Here is a 16062-nt window from a genome sequence, read left to right as displayed (position 1 = left end):
ACTCAGCGCACGGGAACGCCGGCCGCCGAATGGCAGAAGGCAGCCGGAAGCATGTCAGGAGGAGGCAGTAGGCCCCTATCCCGCGAGCCCGAGCAGGGATCGCGCCTCGGCCGCGGTCGCGGCCCGCCGGCCGTGGCGTGTGACAGCCTCACAGGCGACGGTCACGAGCTCCGCGTTGCTGGCGGCCAGCCGCGTCTTGTCGATCCTGATATTGTCCTCGAGCCCGGTGCGAATCGCGTCGGCGCCGCGCGCGAGCGCCCAGCCCATGACCTCGGCTTGGTGGCGCCCGATCCCGGCCGCGGTCCAGGTCGCTTGCGGGATCAGCCGCTTCAGCTCCCCCAGGAGGATGTCGAGGACATGCTCGTCCGCGGGCATCGCGTTCTTGACGCCCATGACGAACTGCACGTGCGGACGCGGGTCGATCAGCCCCGCCTCGATCAGGCGGCGGGCGCCGTGCAGATGCGACAAATCGAAGATCTCGATCTCCGGCCGGATGCCCTCCGCCTTCATGCTGGTGGCAAGGGTCTCGACCAGGGCGGCGCTGTTCTCGTAGACAATCGTTGGAAAGTTCACCGATCCCGTGGACAGCGAGGCCATGTCGGGCCTCAGGTAGAGCGATGATCCACGCGCCGAGGGATCGCGGCCCCGCCCGCCGGTCGAAAACTGAACGATCATCCCCGGGCAGTGCTTTTTGATCCCCTCCTGCACGAGGGCGAAACGCTCGGGATCGGAGGACGGCGTCTCGTCATCGTTGCGAACATGGATATGCGCAAGCGTGGCGCCGGCCTCGAAGGCCTGTTGCGTCGACTCGATCTGCTCGGACGGCAGGATCGGCACCGCAGGATTGTCCTTCTTGCGCGGAACGGAGCCGGTGATAGCGACAGCAACGACGACGGGGTTCATCCTGCAACCTCTTGATAATCGCGCTCACGCGCACCGAGTTCGACCAGGCAATTACGTAACGCGTCGAGCCCTGCCGCTGCAAACATCATCGATCGCAGCGGCATTGCCTCGTCACGTTTTCGTCAGGTCGGAATTGCGGCCGCGCTACTCGCCGCTTCGGCACGCTGCCGCTCATAGTCGGCCCGCGCCATCGGAACGGCCTTGGGATTGCCGAGATCGTCGATGCGGATCCGGTAGGTTTCCCGGGCGGTGACGGCCGCCAGCGCCGCGATGACCGTGATGCCGAAGGCGATCGCCCCCACCGTCAAGGGAATGTTGGCCGAGCCGGGAGGCGCCACGGTCGCAAACAAAGCGGGAAGCAACGCGGTGATGGTCGTGCCGATGTTCTGCGAGATCGCCATCGCCGACACCCGCGTGCGCGTCGGAAACAGCTCGGGGTAAAAGCTCGGGAAGATCGCATTGTAACCCTGATAGACGACGCCCCACATCAGGAGCGACAGCAGGATCGCGAGCGGCACGTTCCGGATGCTGATGGCGTAGAGATAGCCGAAGGCGAGCAGGCCGGAGAGCAGCGCGCCCACGATGATCGGAGGCTTGCGGCCGACCTTGTCGGAGAGATGGCCAACGAAGGGAATGACGAACACGGCCAGCATGTTTCCGAGCACCGGGATCCAGAGATAGACGTCCTTGGCAAAGCCGATGCCATAGGCGGGCTGGACCGCGTAGGCCGCACCGAAAATGGTCGCAACGACGGGGATGACGTTCATCAGAGCCATGCAGATGACCCTGAGCATGTCGCGCCAGCTCAGCTTGATGGCCTGGACAATGGGCGCCCGCGGCGTTTCTCCCCGCTCGTCCTCGCGGGCAAAGGCAGGCGTCTCGTCCACTTCGCGACGAATGATGTAGCCTGCGACGATGACGAAGAAGCTGAGCAGGAAGGGAATCCGCCAGCCCCAGCTGTTGAAGGCGTCGGTCGGCATGTAGGCCGCCAGCGGCAGGAAGACGGCTGCAGCGAGGATCTGACCGGCCTGCACACCCTGAAGGGCGAAGCTCGCGTAGAAGCCGCGCCGGCCAAATGGCGCGTGCTCCAGGATCATCGAGCTCGCGCCGGAGATTTCACCGGCCACGGCAAATCCCTGCACGAGGCGCAGGATGACGAGCAGGATCGGCGCGAGGATACCGACCTGGTGATAGGTCGGCAGAAGGCCAACGGCCATGGTCGAGATGCCCATCAGGAACATGCAGACAATGAGGACGGTCTTGCGCCCATGGGTGTCGCCCCAATGTCCGAGGACGAAGGCGCCGATCGGCCGGGCCACATATCCAACCCCATAGGTCGCCAGCGATGCGACGATGGCGACGGTGGGATTGTCTGACGGAAAGAAGATTTGCGGGAAGATCAGCGACGCGGCGGTCGCGTAGATGAAGAAGTCATAATATTCGAGAGCCGACCCGATCCAGCCGCTGGCAGCAGCCTTCCTGGACTGACTCATCTGATGGATCGCGCGAGTCGTGACCATTTCAAAATTCCTCCCTGGTTTGCTGACGTCCCGTTGGCGGGCTTCGTTCGAAATTGGGCAGCACTCTCCGGACGCTCTGCGGAGCTTCGCGAGCGCTGGTCACTGCCGATGGGTGTCTGATTGGTCGCGACAATAGGCTTTCGCCGGGCTAACACAATTACCCAGTTATGCGATAAACCTAACATGATGTTATCTAGGCCGGAGCGTCTGCCGCCGGACAGCAGTCATGTTCGCGAGGAAGCCGACCGCCTCGATTTCAATGCGGGCGCCGAGGTCACGATCGGGATCGCCGCGCGGCGCGGCCAGTTGATCATGTGACGAAGCTAAAGCGCGATGAGATCAGGATGAGCCGTCATCGCGCTTTGGATTGTCCTCTACACATGATCTTTCCGGAAAACCGCTTCGCACGTTTCCGGATCATGCTCTAGCTGCCGAGCGCGGTCTCGCCCGCTTCGCGGCCGGGGACACTGACATGAACCTCATGGCCCTGGCGCAGCGCCAGCGAGGCGGCCGCCACCGCCGATTCGAATGCCGATTCCTTGGTGACATATTTGCCGTTGACGTTGCCGTCGTGCAGCACGCCCCATTGGTCGTTGACCGGTACGATCGCATATTGAGCAAGGCCCATCGTCAAACTCCATAGCGTTGAAAATCATCTTCAACCGGCGAGCCTATCGCTGCGTGAGCTGCGGAGGCGCCGCGCTCACCCGCCACACCGTGTTGCCGGTGTCGTCGGCGACGAGCAGCGCACCTGTCTTGTCGATGGCGACGCCGACGGGACGGCCGCGCCTGGTTGATTTGCGCCGTGGTGCGCACGCGCAGGTCTTGCTGCACGGTCGGCCTCGTGTGGCTTTTCGCCCTGCCCGACCGGCCAACTAGTGCTTGCGGCGAAGGTTCCTACTCTTGCGCTGTCACCGGCGCCACGGCCTGATACGCCGCATAGGCGCGCTTCAAGCCATCGTGAAGCGAGGTCGTCGCGCGCCAGCCGAGTTTCGTGAGGCGGCTGACATCGAGCAGCTTGCGCGGCGTGCCGTCGGGCCGCGAGGTGTCGAAGGAGATCTCGCCGCGGTAGCCAACGACCTCGGCTACGACGCGCGCGAATTCGGCGATGGTGATGTCCTCGCCGCTGCCGATGTTGATCAGCTCGGCTGCCGAATAGGTCTTCATCAGGTGCACGCAGGCATCCGCCATGTCGTCGACATAGAGGAACTCGCGCCGCGGCGTGCCGGTGCCCCACACGACGACGCTTCCGGCGCCCGCAACCTTGGCCTCATGGAAGCGGCGGATCAGCGCGGCGACGACGTGGCTCATTTCGGGGTGATAATTGTCGCCGGGGCCGTAGAGATTGGTCGGCATCACATTGATGAAGTCGCATCCATATTGGCTGCGATAGGCCTCCGCCATCTTGATGCCGGCGATCTTGGCGATCGCATAGGGCTCGTTGGTCGGCTCCAGCGGGCCTGATAGCACCGAGTCCTCGCGCAGGGGCTGCGGCGCCAGTTTCGGATAGATGCAGGAGGAGCCGAGGAACATCAGCTTCTCGGCGCCGTTCTGATGCGCGGCGTGGATCACGTTGGCCGCGATCGCGATGTTGTCGTAGATGAACTCGGCGCGCAGCGTGTCGTTGGCGACGATGCCGCCGACCTTGGCCGCGGCGAGGAACACGACCTGCGGCCGCACCTTTGCGAACCAGTCGAACACGGCGGCCTGGTTGCAGAGATCGACCTCGCGCCGGTCCACCGTGACGAGTTTGACATCCTCTTCGGCGAGCCGGCGCACGAGCGCGCTGCCGACCATACCGCGATGGCCGGCGACGTAGACGCTCTTGCCCTTCAGCTCAAACAGAGCGTTTGCCATGGGCAGCGTCCCGCTTCGCCTCGGCCAGATCGTTTGCCATCATCTCCTCGACGAGCTGGGCAAAGCTCCGCTTCGGCTTCCAGCCGAGCACCTCTCGCGCCTTGCTGGCATCGCCGATGAGGAGATCGACCTCGGTGGGGCGGAAATAGGTCGGATCGATCTTCACCACCGTCTTGCCGCTCTTGGCATCGACACCGGTCTCCTCGACGCCTGCGCCACGCCACGCGATGCGCCGGCCGACCTGCGCGAACGACAATTCGACCATCTCCCGCACCGAGCGCGTCTCACCGGTGGCGAGTACGAAGTCGTCGGGCTTGTCGGCCTGGAGGATCTTGTGCATGCCCTCGACATAGTCCTTCGCATGTCCCCAGTCGCGCTTGGCCTCGAGATTGCCGAGATAGAGCGTCTCCTCCAATCCCACCTCGATGCGGGCGACGCCGCGCGTGATCTTGCGGGTGACAAAAGTCTCGCCGCGGATCGGGCTCTCATGGTTGAACAGGATGCCGTTGGACGCGAACATCCCGTAGGCCTCGCGGTAGTTCACGGTGATCCAGTAGCCGTAGAGCTTGGCGACGCCGTAGGGAGAGCGTGGATAGAACGGCGTGGTCTCCTTCTGCGGGATCTCCTGCACGAGACCGTAGAGCTCGGAGGTCGAGGCCTGGTAGAATCGCGTCTCCTTCTCCATGCCGAGGATGCGGATCGCCTCCAGCAGCCGCAGCACGCCGATCGCGTCGGCATTGGCGGTGTATTCCGGGCTCTCGAAGCTGACGGCGACGTGGCTCTGGGCGGCGAGATTGTAGATCTCGGTCGGCCGGATCTGCTGCACCAGGCGAATCAGATTGGTCGAGTCGGTCATGTCGCCGTAGTGCATCAGGAACGGCACGTTGCCGACATGCGGATCCTGATAGAGGTGATCGACCCGTGCGGTGTTGAACGAAGACGAGCGCCGCTTGATGCCGTGCACGACATAGCCGAGCGACAGCAGATATTCGGCGAGATAAGCGCCGTCCTGGCCGGTCACGCCGGTGATGAGAGCGATCCGCTCAGTCATTGCTATCCCGATCTCCTGGTACCCATTGGCGGGGCGGTCCGCGCGTTCGTGGCCGTCGATGTGACGCCCTTCTTTGACAGAACGGCCGCCCCGGTCAACTCGTACGGGACGCAATGGAGATTGGAGCGGGTGGATCGCTCCGGCTCAATTCCATCTTCCCGTTTTTATACGTAATTCCAACAAGTTACATCGCCCCCATTTATCGTCGGGCGCTTCACCCATCCGAACACGCCGCTTTGACGTTTCTTCATTGTGCGGCGATGCAGCCGGCGTTTGATCGACGCCAAGGAAACGGCATTTGCCGCTCGCGAGCGATGGCGATCGGACGCTCGTTGGGATCATGCGGCGTGGCGAGAGGTCCTGACCACCCCTCTCATATGCCGGTCCGGGGAGAGAAGTGACCGCATTTCGATTTAGCCAGAGGAGGGATCTGCCGAACTTCCGTCATGCTCGGCACGAATCCTCGAATGAATGGAATTCGGAAATTATTCGTCGTCCGACGTCTTCACGTTGGACCCCTTCCCTCGGCGGAGCCTTCTGATGAATGCCGTGATCGCATCGTACGCTTGCAGCAACGGCGGGCTCAGAGAAAAGAAGGTGCCGAGCGCGATTGCAATAATTGCATGACGAAGCGAAAATCCCTCGTCCTCTTCCAGCTGGCTGTTCGGATTGATCAATGCTGGCGACAGCCCACTCTGTCCTCTCTCGCCAGTCGACCTCCGCGACTTCCGCGGAGGGATCATGATCACGACGAAGAGAACATTGATGAGCAGCCAAATGCCGAGAATAATAAGCAGCGCACGCATCGGAAATCCGAAAATATAAATTGAAAAAAATAGCCACGTCACGTCTGCGTATGTTCGTTCACGCTTCCGTCACATTCATCTAGGTGGCTTGCCGGACGCAAGCAAAAAGCGCGCATTCCTCCCCTAAGGAGCGTGCAGCCTCAACAGCCGGCGAGCACTCGGCGGGCACGGCGCTGTTTCAACCGGACGGCTGATACCGGACGGTGGTCGGCACTCACATGGGCGCTTGCCGCCACACCATGGTGCCGCGGAACCGGCAGACGAAGCAGCGCCAACGCTCTGCATCGGCTACACCTGCCTGCAACGATGGCTGTGATGACAAGCGTGGATGCCAGCTCCGTGTCGGCCGAGAATTGTGCTCGCGCTGTGGCAGCGGGCTCATTCGGACGATTGGTTTGAGCCCGAAAGCCCGGTTTCTGTTCCCCAACAGAGAATCGTCGGTCGGCGGAACAGCACCTCATGCGGCATCGTGGATCGACAACAGCCCGAGAGGTAAGACGGCACGGGGGGAACTTGATCGCGTCCAAGGTTGGCGCCGCTCCTCACCCGAAGAGAGAGGTATTATTGCACCTGTGCTATGCCTCCGACGTGGCATAAATGCGACAACCCCGTACATTTGCTCAACTTTCCCGCATTGTGCCTAGCTTGTCTGTTCAGTCCTTGCGAGACTTCGAGCAATTTCACGGGGGACCCCGCGACCGAATTTCGGAAACGGGCGGAGGTAAAATTGCTCAAGCACATTGTCGTTTTCACAGCATTGGCACTGGTTCCGTGCGGCGGCGCATTGGCCGAACCGTTCTCGATTAATGACGCGTTGAAACAGGCCGTACGCACCAATCCCGGGGTCGGCGAAGCGTCGGCTAACCGCCGCGCAACCGAGAGCGAGCTTCGCCAGACCCAGAGCACGTTGCTTCCGCAGGTGCGCGTGGAAGCGCGCTGGGGTCCCGAAAAATTCGACCAGAGCGCTGCCGTGTCCAGCGGCACCGCCCTGCCCGTCCCGGTCGTCGGAAACGGCTCGTGGCGAAACGGATCGCAGGAATCCGTCGTCGTCCGGCAGGTCTTGTTCGACGGCTTCGCCTCGATTCACGACATCTGGCGGCAGACGGCGCGTGTCAACGCAGCCGCTTTCCGTGTTCGCGAGCGTACCGAATTGATCGCTCTGGACGCAGCGGAAGCCTATGTCGACGTCGTGCGCTATTTGCGACTGGTCACGCTCAGCGAGCAGAACGTCGCCAACCACGAGAAGATATTCGCCAACGTCAACACGCGCTTTTCCGGCGGACGCGCCGGTGAAGGCGATCTCGAACAGGCCCGCGAACGGGTCGAAAATGCCCGCGCGACGCTCGCCGAATTCCGCCGGAGCCTGGAAGAGTCCCGCGCCAGATTCCGCAAGGTTGTCGGGCTTGAGGCCATCAATCTTCGCTTCCCGGGACCGCTGGGCGGCCTGCCGACGACCCGCGACGAGGCCCTTGCAACCACGGTACGGTTCAACCCGACCATTCAGGCCGCGCAGGCCGACGCCGACGCGGCAAAGCATGCGTTTCGCGTGACGGACGGCGCTTTTGTTCCGACCTTCTCGCTCGAGGGCCGGGCGACACACAACGACAATACGTACCCCTATCTTGGCGTTACGCACGACGACTACAGCGGCAAGGTTGTCATGTCCTGGGATGTCTTCCGCGGCGGTCAGGATGTCTGGCGACGGTCGGAGATGTCCGAGCGCTACGTCGAAAGTACTGCGCGGCATGCACGCCTTCAGCGCGATGCAATCGAATCCATCGACAAGGCCTGGGCAGCGCGGACGGTCACCGTGACACGGATCGCGGCGCTGACGCGGCAACTCGAGGCTGATCGCAAGACGATTGCGGCATTCCAGAAGGAATATGAGCTTGGCCAGCGTTCGCTGATCGACCTCTTGAATGCCCAGAACCAGTATTTCAACGCGTTGGTTTCGTTGACTTCGGCTCGCGGCGTCGTGGTGTTCGCCGACTATCAACTTTTGGCGGCCATGGGCACGTTGCTCGAATATTTGAAAGCTCCGCCGCCCGTCGATGCAGCGCCGATGGATATTGGGATTTTCACAACGCCCGACTACAAGGTGCCGACGCTCCGGGTGAAGCTGCCCCAGACCGGTTCCGAGCCGCTGAGCGTCCCGGTGCCTGCACCGGAACGGGTTACCGCCCGTCTGGGCTACGCGAGCGAAGCGCCCGAACTTGATGCGTTCAAGGATCGATGGCCATCGCGTTCCAATCAGGCGACCCTGCTGGGAGCATCCGAATGGATCACGCAGCAGCGAAGCACCAGCGATCCGGTCGTACTGCACACCTCTCCCGTTACCGCGTACGCGGCCGATAGAAAGCCGCACTGGCTGGCGACTGCGTTCGAGCCAGCTCAGAGATAGTGCAAGTTCCGCGAGTGCAGTCGGTTCGTGATCGGCGAAAGGCGGTTCGAAGATTAACCTTTAGTTGTGCTTTTGCCGATTAACCAAATGATTTCGTGCGTTTTCCGCTATGCTGGAATGACGGTTCGCTTTTCGCTCCGCCTCATTTCATTTTGGACATTCGCATTTGTTAATTCGAGCATCCGAGTCAACGCGCATGCATGGCCACCCCGTTGCGGAGCGAGCCGTTGCGTCTGAACCGAAGCAAGCGACGGGTCGCCTCGAAAGCGACGACCCGCTTGCATCATCGCTCATTTACCTGGCGTCGTACCACGGCCGTGCCGTCAGCCGCGAGGCACTGCTAGGCGGCCTGCCGATCCTCGATGGTCGGTTGTCAGTTCCCCTCTATGACCGTGCGGCTCAACGCGCGGGTCTCCAGACCGAAGCCGTCAAACGGGACATTGCCGATATTCCCGCGCTGGTGCTGCCGGCCGTCCTCATCATGAAGAACGGGACGACGCTGATCCTGCTGGAGTTCGACAAATCCGGAAGCAATGTCAAAGTCCTCAATCCGTCGCTGACGGCCAGTCTCCCCGAGCTTCACGCGATCCAGACCATCTCGGCCGACTACACCGGATACGCATTCTTCGTCAGGGCGGCGGTCGAGAGCAACGCGCGCGCCGTCGCTGCTGGCGATCTGCCGCGAAGCCATTGGTTCTGGTCGGTGGTCAAGTTGCATTGGCGCAGCTACGGTCACATCGCGCTTGCAGCCTTCCTGATAAATATGCTCGCGCTGGCGACGCCCCTTTTCACGATGAGCGTCTACGACCGCGTCGTCCCCAATGGCGCGCTTCCTTCGCTGATTGCCCTGTCGATCGGAATGGGGCTCGCGATTGCGTTCGACTTCATCTTCCGGACGGTTCGCAGCCGCATGATCGATGTCACCGGCAAGACGATCGACGTCATCCTCGCTGCCAACATTTTCGAGCACGTGATGGGCGTGAAGATGGCGCAGCGCCCCTCTTCGGTGGGCATCCTCGCCAATCAGTTGCGCGACTTCGATTCAGTGCGCGAGTTCTTCACGTCCGGCAGCGTCGTATCCGCGACCGATCTGCTGTTTGCAATGCTGTTTGTCGGGATCCTCTTTGTCATCGCCGGGCCGCTGGCCTGGATACCTCTGGTGATGTTGCCGGTCATGCTCCTGATCGGCGTGGCACTGCAGCGCCCGCTGGACCGGGCCATGAAACGCCAGCAGGCTGAAGCTGCGGCACGTCATGGCGTGCTGGTCGAATCGCTGTCCGGCCTCGAGACGATACGCGCGACCGGCGCCGAAGCCCGCATGCAAACGGCCTGGGAGCGATCCGTCGCAGCAACGGCCCGCTCGGGCGAAGACGTCCATTTCTGGGCCTCGCTCGCGCTGACGAGCGCCAACACGGCCCAACAGCTCACCAGCCTCGCCCTGATCGTCGTCGGCGTATTCCTCATCCTCGACGGCAAGCTCACGGTCGGAGCGCTGGTGGCGGCAAACATGCTGGCGGGGCGCGTTCTGGCACCGATCGCCGGGATCGCATCGGTGATCACGCGCGGAACGCAGACGCTGAGCTCGTTGAAGGCCATCGATCGCATCATGTCGCTGGAGCGCGAGCGATCCCCGACGCGTGCCTATGTCTCTCGACAAATCCGTGAAGGCGCGATTGCTTTCGACGGCGTCAGCTTCACTTACCCCAATGCGCCCGGCAAGGCCCTCGACAAGGTATCCTTCAAGATCGAAGGCGGCGAGAAGGTCGGCATTATCGGACGCATCGGATCCGGCAAGACGACCGTGGGGCGGCTTTTGCTCGGCTTCTATGAGGCGCAGGAGGGCCGCATCCTCGTCGACGGTGTCGATTCGCGGCAATACGATCCGTCCGACCTGCGGTCCGGCGTTGGCTTTGCGATGCAGGACACCGAGCTGTTCTTCGGAAAGCTGCGCGACAACATCGCGCTGGGCAAACCCGAGGCAACCGACGAGGAAGTCCTGGCCGCGGCACGCCTGGCGGGCGTCGAGACGTTCATCGCGGGCCATCCCATGGGCTACGACATGCCCATTTCGGAAGGCGGCCGGAGCCTCTCCGGCGGCCAGAAGCAGGCCATCGGCCTTGCGCGGGTGCTCATCAGGAAGCCGCGGATATTGTTCCTGGACGAACCGACCGCCCATTTCGATATTCGCAGCGAAGCCGAATTTCTCGAGCGCCTGAGGGCGCTGCGCGAAGAGCAGATCACCATTCTGATCTCGACGCATCGCCTCTCACTGCTGAATATGGTCGACCGCCTGCTGCTGTTCGACAACGGCCGGCTGATTGCCGACGGCCCCCGCGACAAGGTTCTCGCGCTCCTGCAGGGCAAGCCGGCGCCATCGACGCCGAGCCAGAACCCGGCGGCTGCCGAGCAACCCGCCTCACCCATGGCCAGAACCAATGTCGTCTGATTTCGCGTTTGCCAACGATGTTCGGGCCGCCGCCGCGCTTCGCGCGCCGCGGACCTCCCGCATGCTGCTTGTCGCATCCCTTGCCATGCTCGCCGCGTTCCTGACCTGGGCTCATTTCGCCGTGCTGGACGAGGTCAAGCGAGGAAATGGCCGCGTTGTCCCCGCGCGCCAGATGCAGGTGGTGCAGTCGCTCGAAGGCGGGATCGTCGGCGATATCCTCGTCCAGGAGGGATCGATCGTCCAGCAGGGCCAATCCCTGATGCGCATCGACGACACGAAGTTTGCATCCGAATTCGGCGAGATCAGGGAACGGCGGGCTGCGATGGCGGCCCGTGTCACCAGACTTGAGGCCGAAGCCAGAGGAAAGAGCGAGCTGATCTTTCCCGATCAGCTTGACCAGGTGGTGCCGTCGGCCGTGGCCACGGAAAGCAGTGTGTTCAAGATGCGCGCGCAGAAACTGGCGCAGGATGTCGACGTCCTGAACCAGCAGGTGGCCCGGCTCGGCGGCACACTCAAGCTGCTGGATCGGGAGCTGGCGTTGACGCGCAAGCTGTACGAGCAAAAGGTGGTGCCGGAAATCGAGATGTTGCGGCTCGACCGCCAGGCGACCGAGATGCGAGGACAACTCGCGGAGTCTCAATCCAAGATCGCGAGCACGATCTCCTCCTTCCGCTCCCAGGCGGACGAGGATCTTGCGAAGTCCAAGGGCGATCTGGCCGTGCTCGATGAAAATATCAAATCAGCGCAGGACCGGGTCCGGCGAACCGACCTGAAGGCGCCGGTGCATGGCATCGTCAACAAGCTGAACGTGACCACCGTGGGGGCCGTCGTGCAGCCCGGCGCCAACGTGATGGACATCGTTCCCCTCGACGACACGCTGCTGGTCGAAGGCCGCATCAAGCCCCAGGACATCGCCTTCATCCGGCCCGGCCAGGACGCCGTGGTGAAGATCTCGGCCTACGATTCCTCGGTCTATGGCTCGCTGAAGGGCAAGGTCGAGCGGATCAGCGCCGACACGATCGTCGACGACAAGGCCGAGAAGACGCCGGAGCGCCAGGAGAGCTTCTATCGCGTCATGGTGCGGACAGAGAAGAACCACCTCGGCACGGAGCAGAAGCCGCTCCCGATCATTCCCGGCATGGTCGCGACGGTCGAGGTGCTGACCGGCGAGAAGTCGGTTCTCGATTACCTGGTGAGGCCGGCCCGCACACTGCGCGACGAAGCCCTGCGCGAGCGTTGAGGCCTCGGCAAGGTTAACAGAGCGCAAAGGTCGCGGCGACAATTTGCCGGTCCCTCGAAGCGCGGGATTGACCGCCTTTGCGACAAGACTGCCGCCCTCCCCCCGCTTTAACCTCGTCTAAGCGTCACAGACCTCAGTCTCGATCCGACAACAGGATCGGGGCGTGGATCGACGCGATAGACGTTGACGACGCTCCCGGCGCAGGGGACGTCGTCTATGACACTGCATTGGGAATTGCAGCGGAAAGGCTTGTGCGCGCTTGGCGCAGCGCTGGCTGCATTGATCGTTGCGAGCGTGACCCCGCCTGCCCGGGCCGATGAGGTCTTGGCTCAGGACGTCTTGGCTCAGGAAACTCTCGCACCCGGCATTGACGCGGCAGCGCGGGCGCCGGCGACATTCTTCCGCATCAACGACGTGCTGGCGAAGCTCGATGCCATGCGCGGCCGCGGGCCGAATGCAGTCCGCCTCGCGGCGCTGACGCCTTCCAACATCGCGACCGACGCGGCCCCCGAGCCCAGGCCCGCACCGGCGAAAGGCGACGAGCCGTTTGGCCTCTTCACCTTCCGCGCGCCCGAAGGCCTGTTGTGGCAGAAATGGCGGGGCCTCGAGACCAGGCTGGCGAGGGACGCAGAGACACTGAGGCGGTGCGAGTCTGATGCCGCCAACTGCCCTTCGAACGCCGCGCAGTTCCTGCGATTGATCGGCGCCGTCAAAGCGAAATCGGGACGCGCAAGGCTCGACGAGGCCAACCGCGCGGTCAACATGGTCGTCCGCTACGTCAGCGACTATGCGCAGCACGGCGAGGCCGATCGCTGGAGCTCGCCGCTCGAGACCTTCTCGACGGCAAAGGGCGACTGCGAAGACTATGCGATCGCGAAATACGTCGCGCTGCGCGAAGCCGGATTTCCGCGTGAAGATCTACGGCTCGTGCTGGTCCGCGACCGCGCCGTGCGGCAGGACCACGCCGTGCTCGCCGCGCGCCTCGACGGGCAGTGGCTCGTGCTGGACAACCGGCGCTCCGAGCTGATCGAGGATTCAGGGGCGACGCACCTGGCCCCGCTGTTCGCCATCGACCACGCCGGCGTTCACCTGTTCGCGGCACCCTACGCTCAGCGCCAGCTATCCGGACCCGCGGAAGCAACGCCGGCTGCCAGCGACGAAGCGACTGAATGGGGCAACACGGACGTCGCTGCCGGCGCTGCCTGGCCCGGCGCACTCCCGCTGCTGATGTGAGACAGAAAGAAAGCGGCTCTCATCGAGCCGCTTTCCGGTATCGTCGGCACCTGCCTGTCGGCTAGGCCTGCGCGGCGTGGTTCACCTGCAGGTCATTGTCGATGAACAACGTGGCCGCAGGGCCGCTGGTCGAGACCCATTGGTGGAAGACCTGCCCGCCTGACGAGTTAAAGGTCGTTGCAGTCTCGGTGAAACCGGTCAGTTGAACGTCGTCGCCTGCCGATCCGAGAATGAACAGCGTATTAGCGGTGCCGCTCTGACTGTTTATAGCACCCGCTCCGCCTGTAATAGAGACCACCTTGGCGGCATCCAGTCCGTGGAGTTCGGTGCCATACCCGGAGCTCGCGATCCCCTCCGTTGTGAGCAAAATCGCTTCCAGATTGGTGAGATTGGCCGACGTCAGATCGACATCATAGAGCTGAACGCCTCCCGTGTTGTGGGCATCGGCAGAAGAGAGACCGCCGGTAGGCGCGCCGGATATCTCAAGCGAGGTATTGTAGATCGCACCTTGGTCTATGCGGAGGATGTCGAAACCGGCACCGCCGTTCACAGCCGTATCGGCGGCATCGAAGACGATCACATCGTTCTTGGCACCGCCGTTTATCGTATCTGCACCGGCGCCACCATTCAGGAACGTATTCCCGGTCCCGCCCGTCAGCGTATCGTTGCCATCGTATCCATAGACGTAGTTGCCGTTGATGCTGCTTCCCGTCACCGAAGCACCCGAATTGCTTCCCGAGGTTCCATCCAGTGAGTTCAGATAGGTATCCGTCGTATGATTGCCATCCGGGATGATTTCAGACGTTAACGCTTCAGCAGTCGAGCCGGAGAGCGTGTAGTTTATCTTCGTCGTGACCCCACTGCTGTCAGCGGTCATCGTGACGCCGTTCAACACGAAATCAGTGACGTTGACCTGGCTCGTCGCCGTGAAGGCACTTTCGAGCACGACCTCGTGCGTATGCGCTCCATTGATGTTGAATCCTGCGTCGCCAACGAAGGTCGACGCTTGGCCCGTCCCCTTGAACGTCAGGACCTGCGAGAAGGCATCAAGGGGGCTTGCCTCATCGATGAAGCTCAAAATCGCTTCCTGGACCTGGCTGTTCGTGTTCGTCGTGAAATTGCCCGTCAAGAGCCGGGCGGCGGGGATTCCTGTCGTATCGCTGAGCGTCGCCACGTTATCAGTGGTGAGATCGACATTGCTCGCGCCCACGCCGCCCCCATGCAGCGTGCTTTCGGTGGAAGTAGCGGTAGCCGTAAAGTTCAGCGTGCTTGGCAGCGTGCCCGTCGCCGGCGCCGTCACGGCAAAGGTCAGATCGATCGTGGCGGTCTGGCCGGCGTTCGGATTGAGACCTGTATCCTGGGGGACGATGATGTGGATGTCGCCCGTCGCCGAAGTGTAGGTGTAGCTGAACGTCGTGGCGACGCCGTTGTAGGTGCCCGCGATCGTGCCGCTTGCCAGGAGTCCGGCCGTGAACCCGCTCTGGAGATGGATATCCAGCGTGTGGGTCTCCGACCCATCGTGAACGTCACCGAACGTTGCCTTGATTTGCAGCGCTCCGGTTTCGCCATTGCTGAAGGCCGTATTGGAATCGCTGGACGAGTCGGTCACGAAGATCATGTGTGTCTGGCCGGCGACCACGGTCGGCATGTCCGCGACGGCGTCGACATAGATGGTACCGGCCGTCCCCGCACTGGTGGCGGTGATCGCCCCCTGCACCGCAGTGGCCGTCATCGTGACGCTCGCGTCCACATCGGTGTTCAGCGGCGGCGTCATCGCCACCGAGACCGTCTCGGCTGTGCCGTCCGCGGCACCGCTGATGTTGAAGGTCAGCACGCCGCTACCGGAGTTGAAGGTTGCGGTCACAGTCGCACCGTTGACCGTGGCCGTGGATGTATCGACGCTCCAGCCCGTGAGGCCTGACACGACGATCTGGGTGACATGCGAGCCAGCGCTGACGGGCGTAGCCGTGAACTGGAACACCTCCTGGGTGTCTTCCGGCAGGGCGACATTGCTGCCGACGGCAACGGTTGGCGCGTACACGACCGGCACCGAGGTCGCCCCGACCTTCAGCAATTGCTCGTACTCGCCGCCGCCGCTGAAGATCCCAGTGATGGAATCGGCGATCGACGCCTGATTTGTGATCTGCCCGTCGGTGTAGTTGGTCGTCACCGAACCGCTCGTCTGCCCGGTAAAGATCGTGACGTGCTCACCGTTGGCCAAGGTTAGCACCAGATCGCTGGTCGGCGTGAACGGGCTCAGCCCGCTGGTCAGCGTCACCGTATAGGTGATCGAGCCGCCGAATTCGGAGATGCCGGCGGTGGACGTCGTCAAGGTGGCGGTGACGGGATCCTGATCGTCGGTGATCGTCGTCGTCACCGTCGCCGGGTTCGTCACCAGGCTCTCGTACTCGGTTCCGCCGGTATGGCTGAGGATGCTGTTCGTCACCGGGTGGGTGTCGATATAGACGTCGTCCTCGTTGATCGCGATCGTCGTCGAGCCGCTGGCCTGGCCCGCCTGCACGATGACGTGCTCGCCATTGGCCAGCGTGAAGTCCAGGTCGCCGGTCGGCGTGAACGGGTTCAGCCCGCTGGTCAGTGTCACCGT

General features: G+C 62.8%; 12 protein-coding genes. 5 read left to right on the top strand and 7 right to left on the bottom strand.

Going from position 1 to position 16062, the window contains the following annotated elements:
* Window positions 1-75: 75 nt before the first annotated feature.
* Window positions 76-903, bottom strand: a complete 828-nt coding sequence (locus tag BM118_RS37085; protein WP_092192592.1) for a 3-oxoadipate:acetyl-CoA acetyltransferase — start codon at window positions 901-903, stop codon at window positions 76-78.
* Window positions 904-1025: 122 nt separating this feature from the next.
* Window positions 1026-2423, bottom strand: coding sequence for an MFS transporter (locus BM118_RS37080; RefSeq protein ID WP_092192590.1), 1398 nt, complete (start codon window positions 2421-2423; stop codon window positions 1026-1028).
* Window positions 2424-2606: 183 nt separating this feature from the next.
* Between BM118_RS37080 and BM118_RS42630 the strand changes: the two genes are divergently transcribed.
* Window positions 2607-2741 carry a hypothetical protein gene (locus BM118_RS42630; RefSeq protein ID WP_283806389.1) on the top strand — a complete coding sequence of 45 codons (135 nt, stop codon included), beginning with the start codon at window positions 2607-2609 and terminating at the stop codon, window positions 2739-2741.
* 106 nt (window positions 2742-2847) lie between these two features.
* On the opposite strand, the gene BM118_RS37075 is transcribed toward BM118_RS42630, so the two are convergent.
* From BM118_RS37075 to BM118_RS37055, 4 genes are all read right to left on the bottom strand, one after another.
* A complete protein-coding gene (locus tag BM118_RS37075) occupies window positions 2848-3051 on the bottom strand; it encodes a hypothetical protein (protein ID WP_092192588.1) in 204 nt (67 codons plus the stop codon).
* 269 nt (window positions 3052-3320) lie between these two features.
* Window positions 3321-4280, bottom strand: coding sequence for a GDP-L-fucose synthase (fcl, locus tag BM118_RS37065; RefSeq protein WP_092192584.1), 960 nt, complete (start codon window positions 4278-4280; stop codon window positions 3321-3323).
* Window positions 4261-5331: a GDP-mannose 4,6-dehydratase gene (gene gmd, locus BM118_RS37060; protein ID WP_027549140.1), complete on the bottom strand. Its 1071-nt coding sequence runs from the start codon at window positions 5329-5331 to the stop codon at window positions 4261-4263. Before gmd ends, fcl begins: the two co-directional genes overlap by 20 nt.
* 485 nt (window positions 5332-5816) lie before the next feature.
* Complete coding sequence (locus BM118_RS37055; protein ID WP_092192582.1) at window positions 5817-6137, bottom strand: hypothetical protein; 321 nt, start codon at window positions 6135-6137, stop codon at window positions 5817-5819.
* Between the two features lie 727 nt (window positions 6138-6864).
* Here BM118_RS37055 and BM118_RS37050 point away from each other — a divergent pair.
* The 4 genes from BM118_RS37050 (at window position 6865) to BM118_RS37035 (ending at window position 13457) form a co-directional block, all read left to right on the top strand.
* The gene (locus BM118_RS37050) at window positions 6865-8538 is read left to right on the top strand and encodes a TolC family outer membrane protein (protein ID WP_177235032.1); all 1674 of its coding nucleotides are present in this window, start codon (window positions 6865-6867) and stop codon (window positions 8536-8538) included.
* Between the two features lie 196 nt (window positions 8539-8734).
* On the top strand, window positions 8735-10984 hold the full coding sequence (locus BM118_RS37045; RefSeq protein ID WP_092192580.1) for a type I secretion system permease/ATPase: 2250 nt from the start codon (window positions 8735-8737) through the stop codon (window positions 10982-10984).
* The gene (locus BM118_RS37040) at window positions 10974-12224 is read left to right on the top strand and encodes an HlyD family type I secretion periplasmic adaptor subunit (protein WP_092192578.1); all 1251 of its coding nucleotides are present in this window, start codon (window positions 10974-10976) and stop codon (window positions 12222-12224) included. Before BM118_RS37045 ends, BM118_RS37040 begins: the two co-directional genes overlap by 11 nt.
* Before the next feature lie 339 nt (window positions 12225-12563).
* A complete protein-coding gene (locus tag BM118_RS37035) occupies window positions 12564-13457 on the top strand; it encodes a transglutaminase-like cysteine peptidase (RefSeq protein WP_244550325.1) in 894 nt (297 codons plus the stop codon).
* 61 nt (window positions 13458-13518) lie between these two features.
* Here the strand turns inward: BM118_RS37035 and BM118_RS37030 are convergent.
* On the bottom strand, window positions 13519-16062 hold a 2544-nt coding region (locus tag BM118_RS37030; RefSeq protein ID WP_143099589.1), incomplete at its 5' end, for an immunoglobulin-like domain-containing protein.

The sequence above is a fragment of the Bradyrhizobium sp. cf659 genome, from assembly GCF_900113725.1.
Taxonomy (GTDB): domain Bacteria; phylum Pseudomonadota; class Alphaproteobacteria; order Rhizobiales; family Xanthobacteraceae; genus Bradyrhizobium.
The sequence above is the reverse complement of the archived record's forward strand: the minus strand, read 5'-3'. Positions and strand labels throughout refer to the sequence as shown.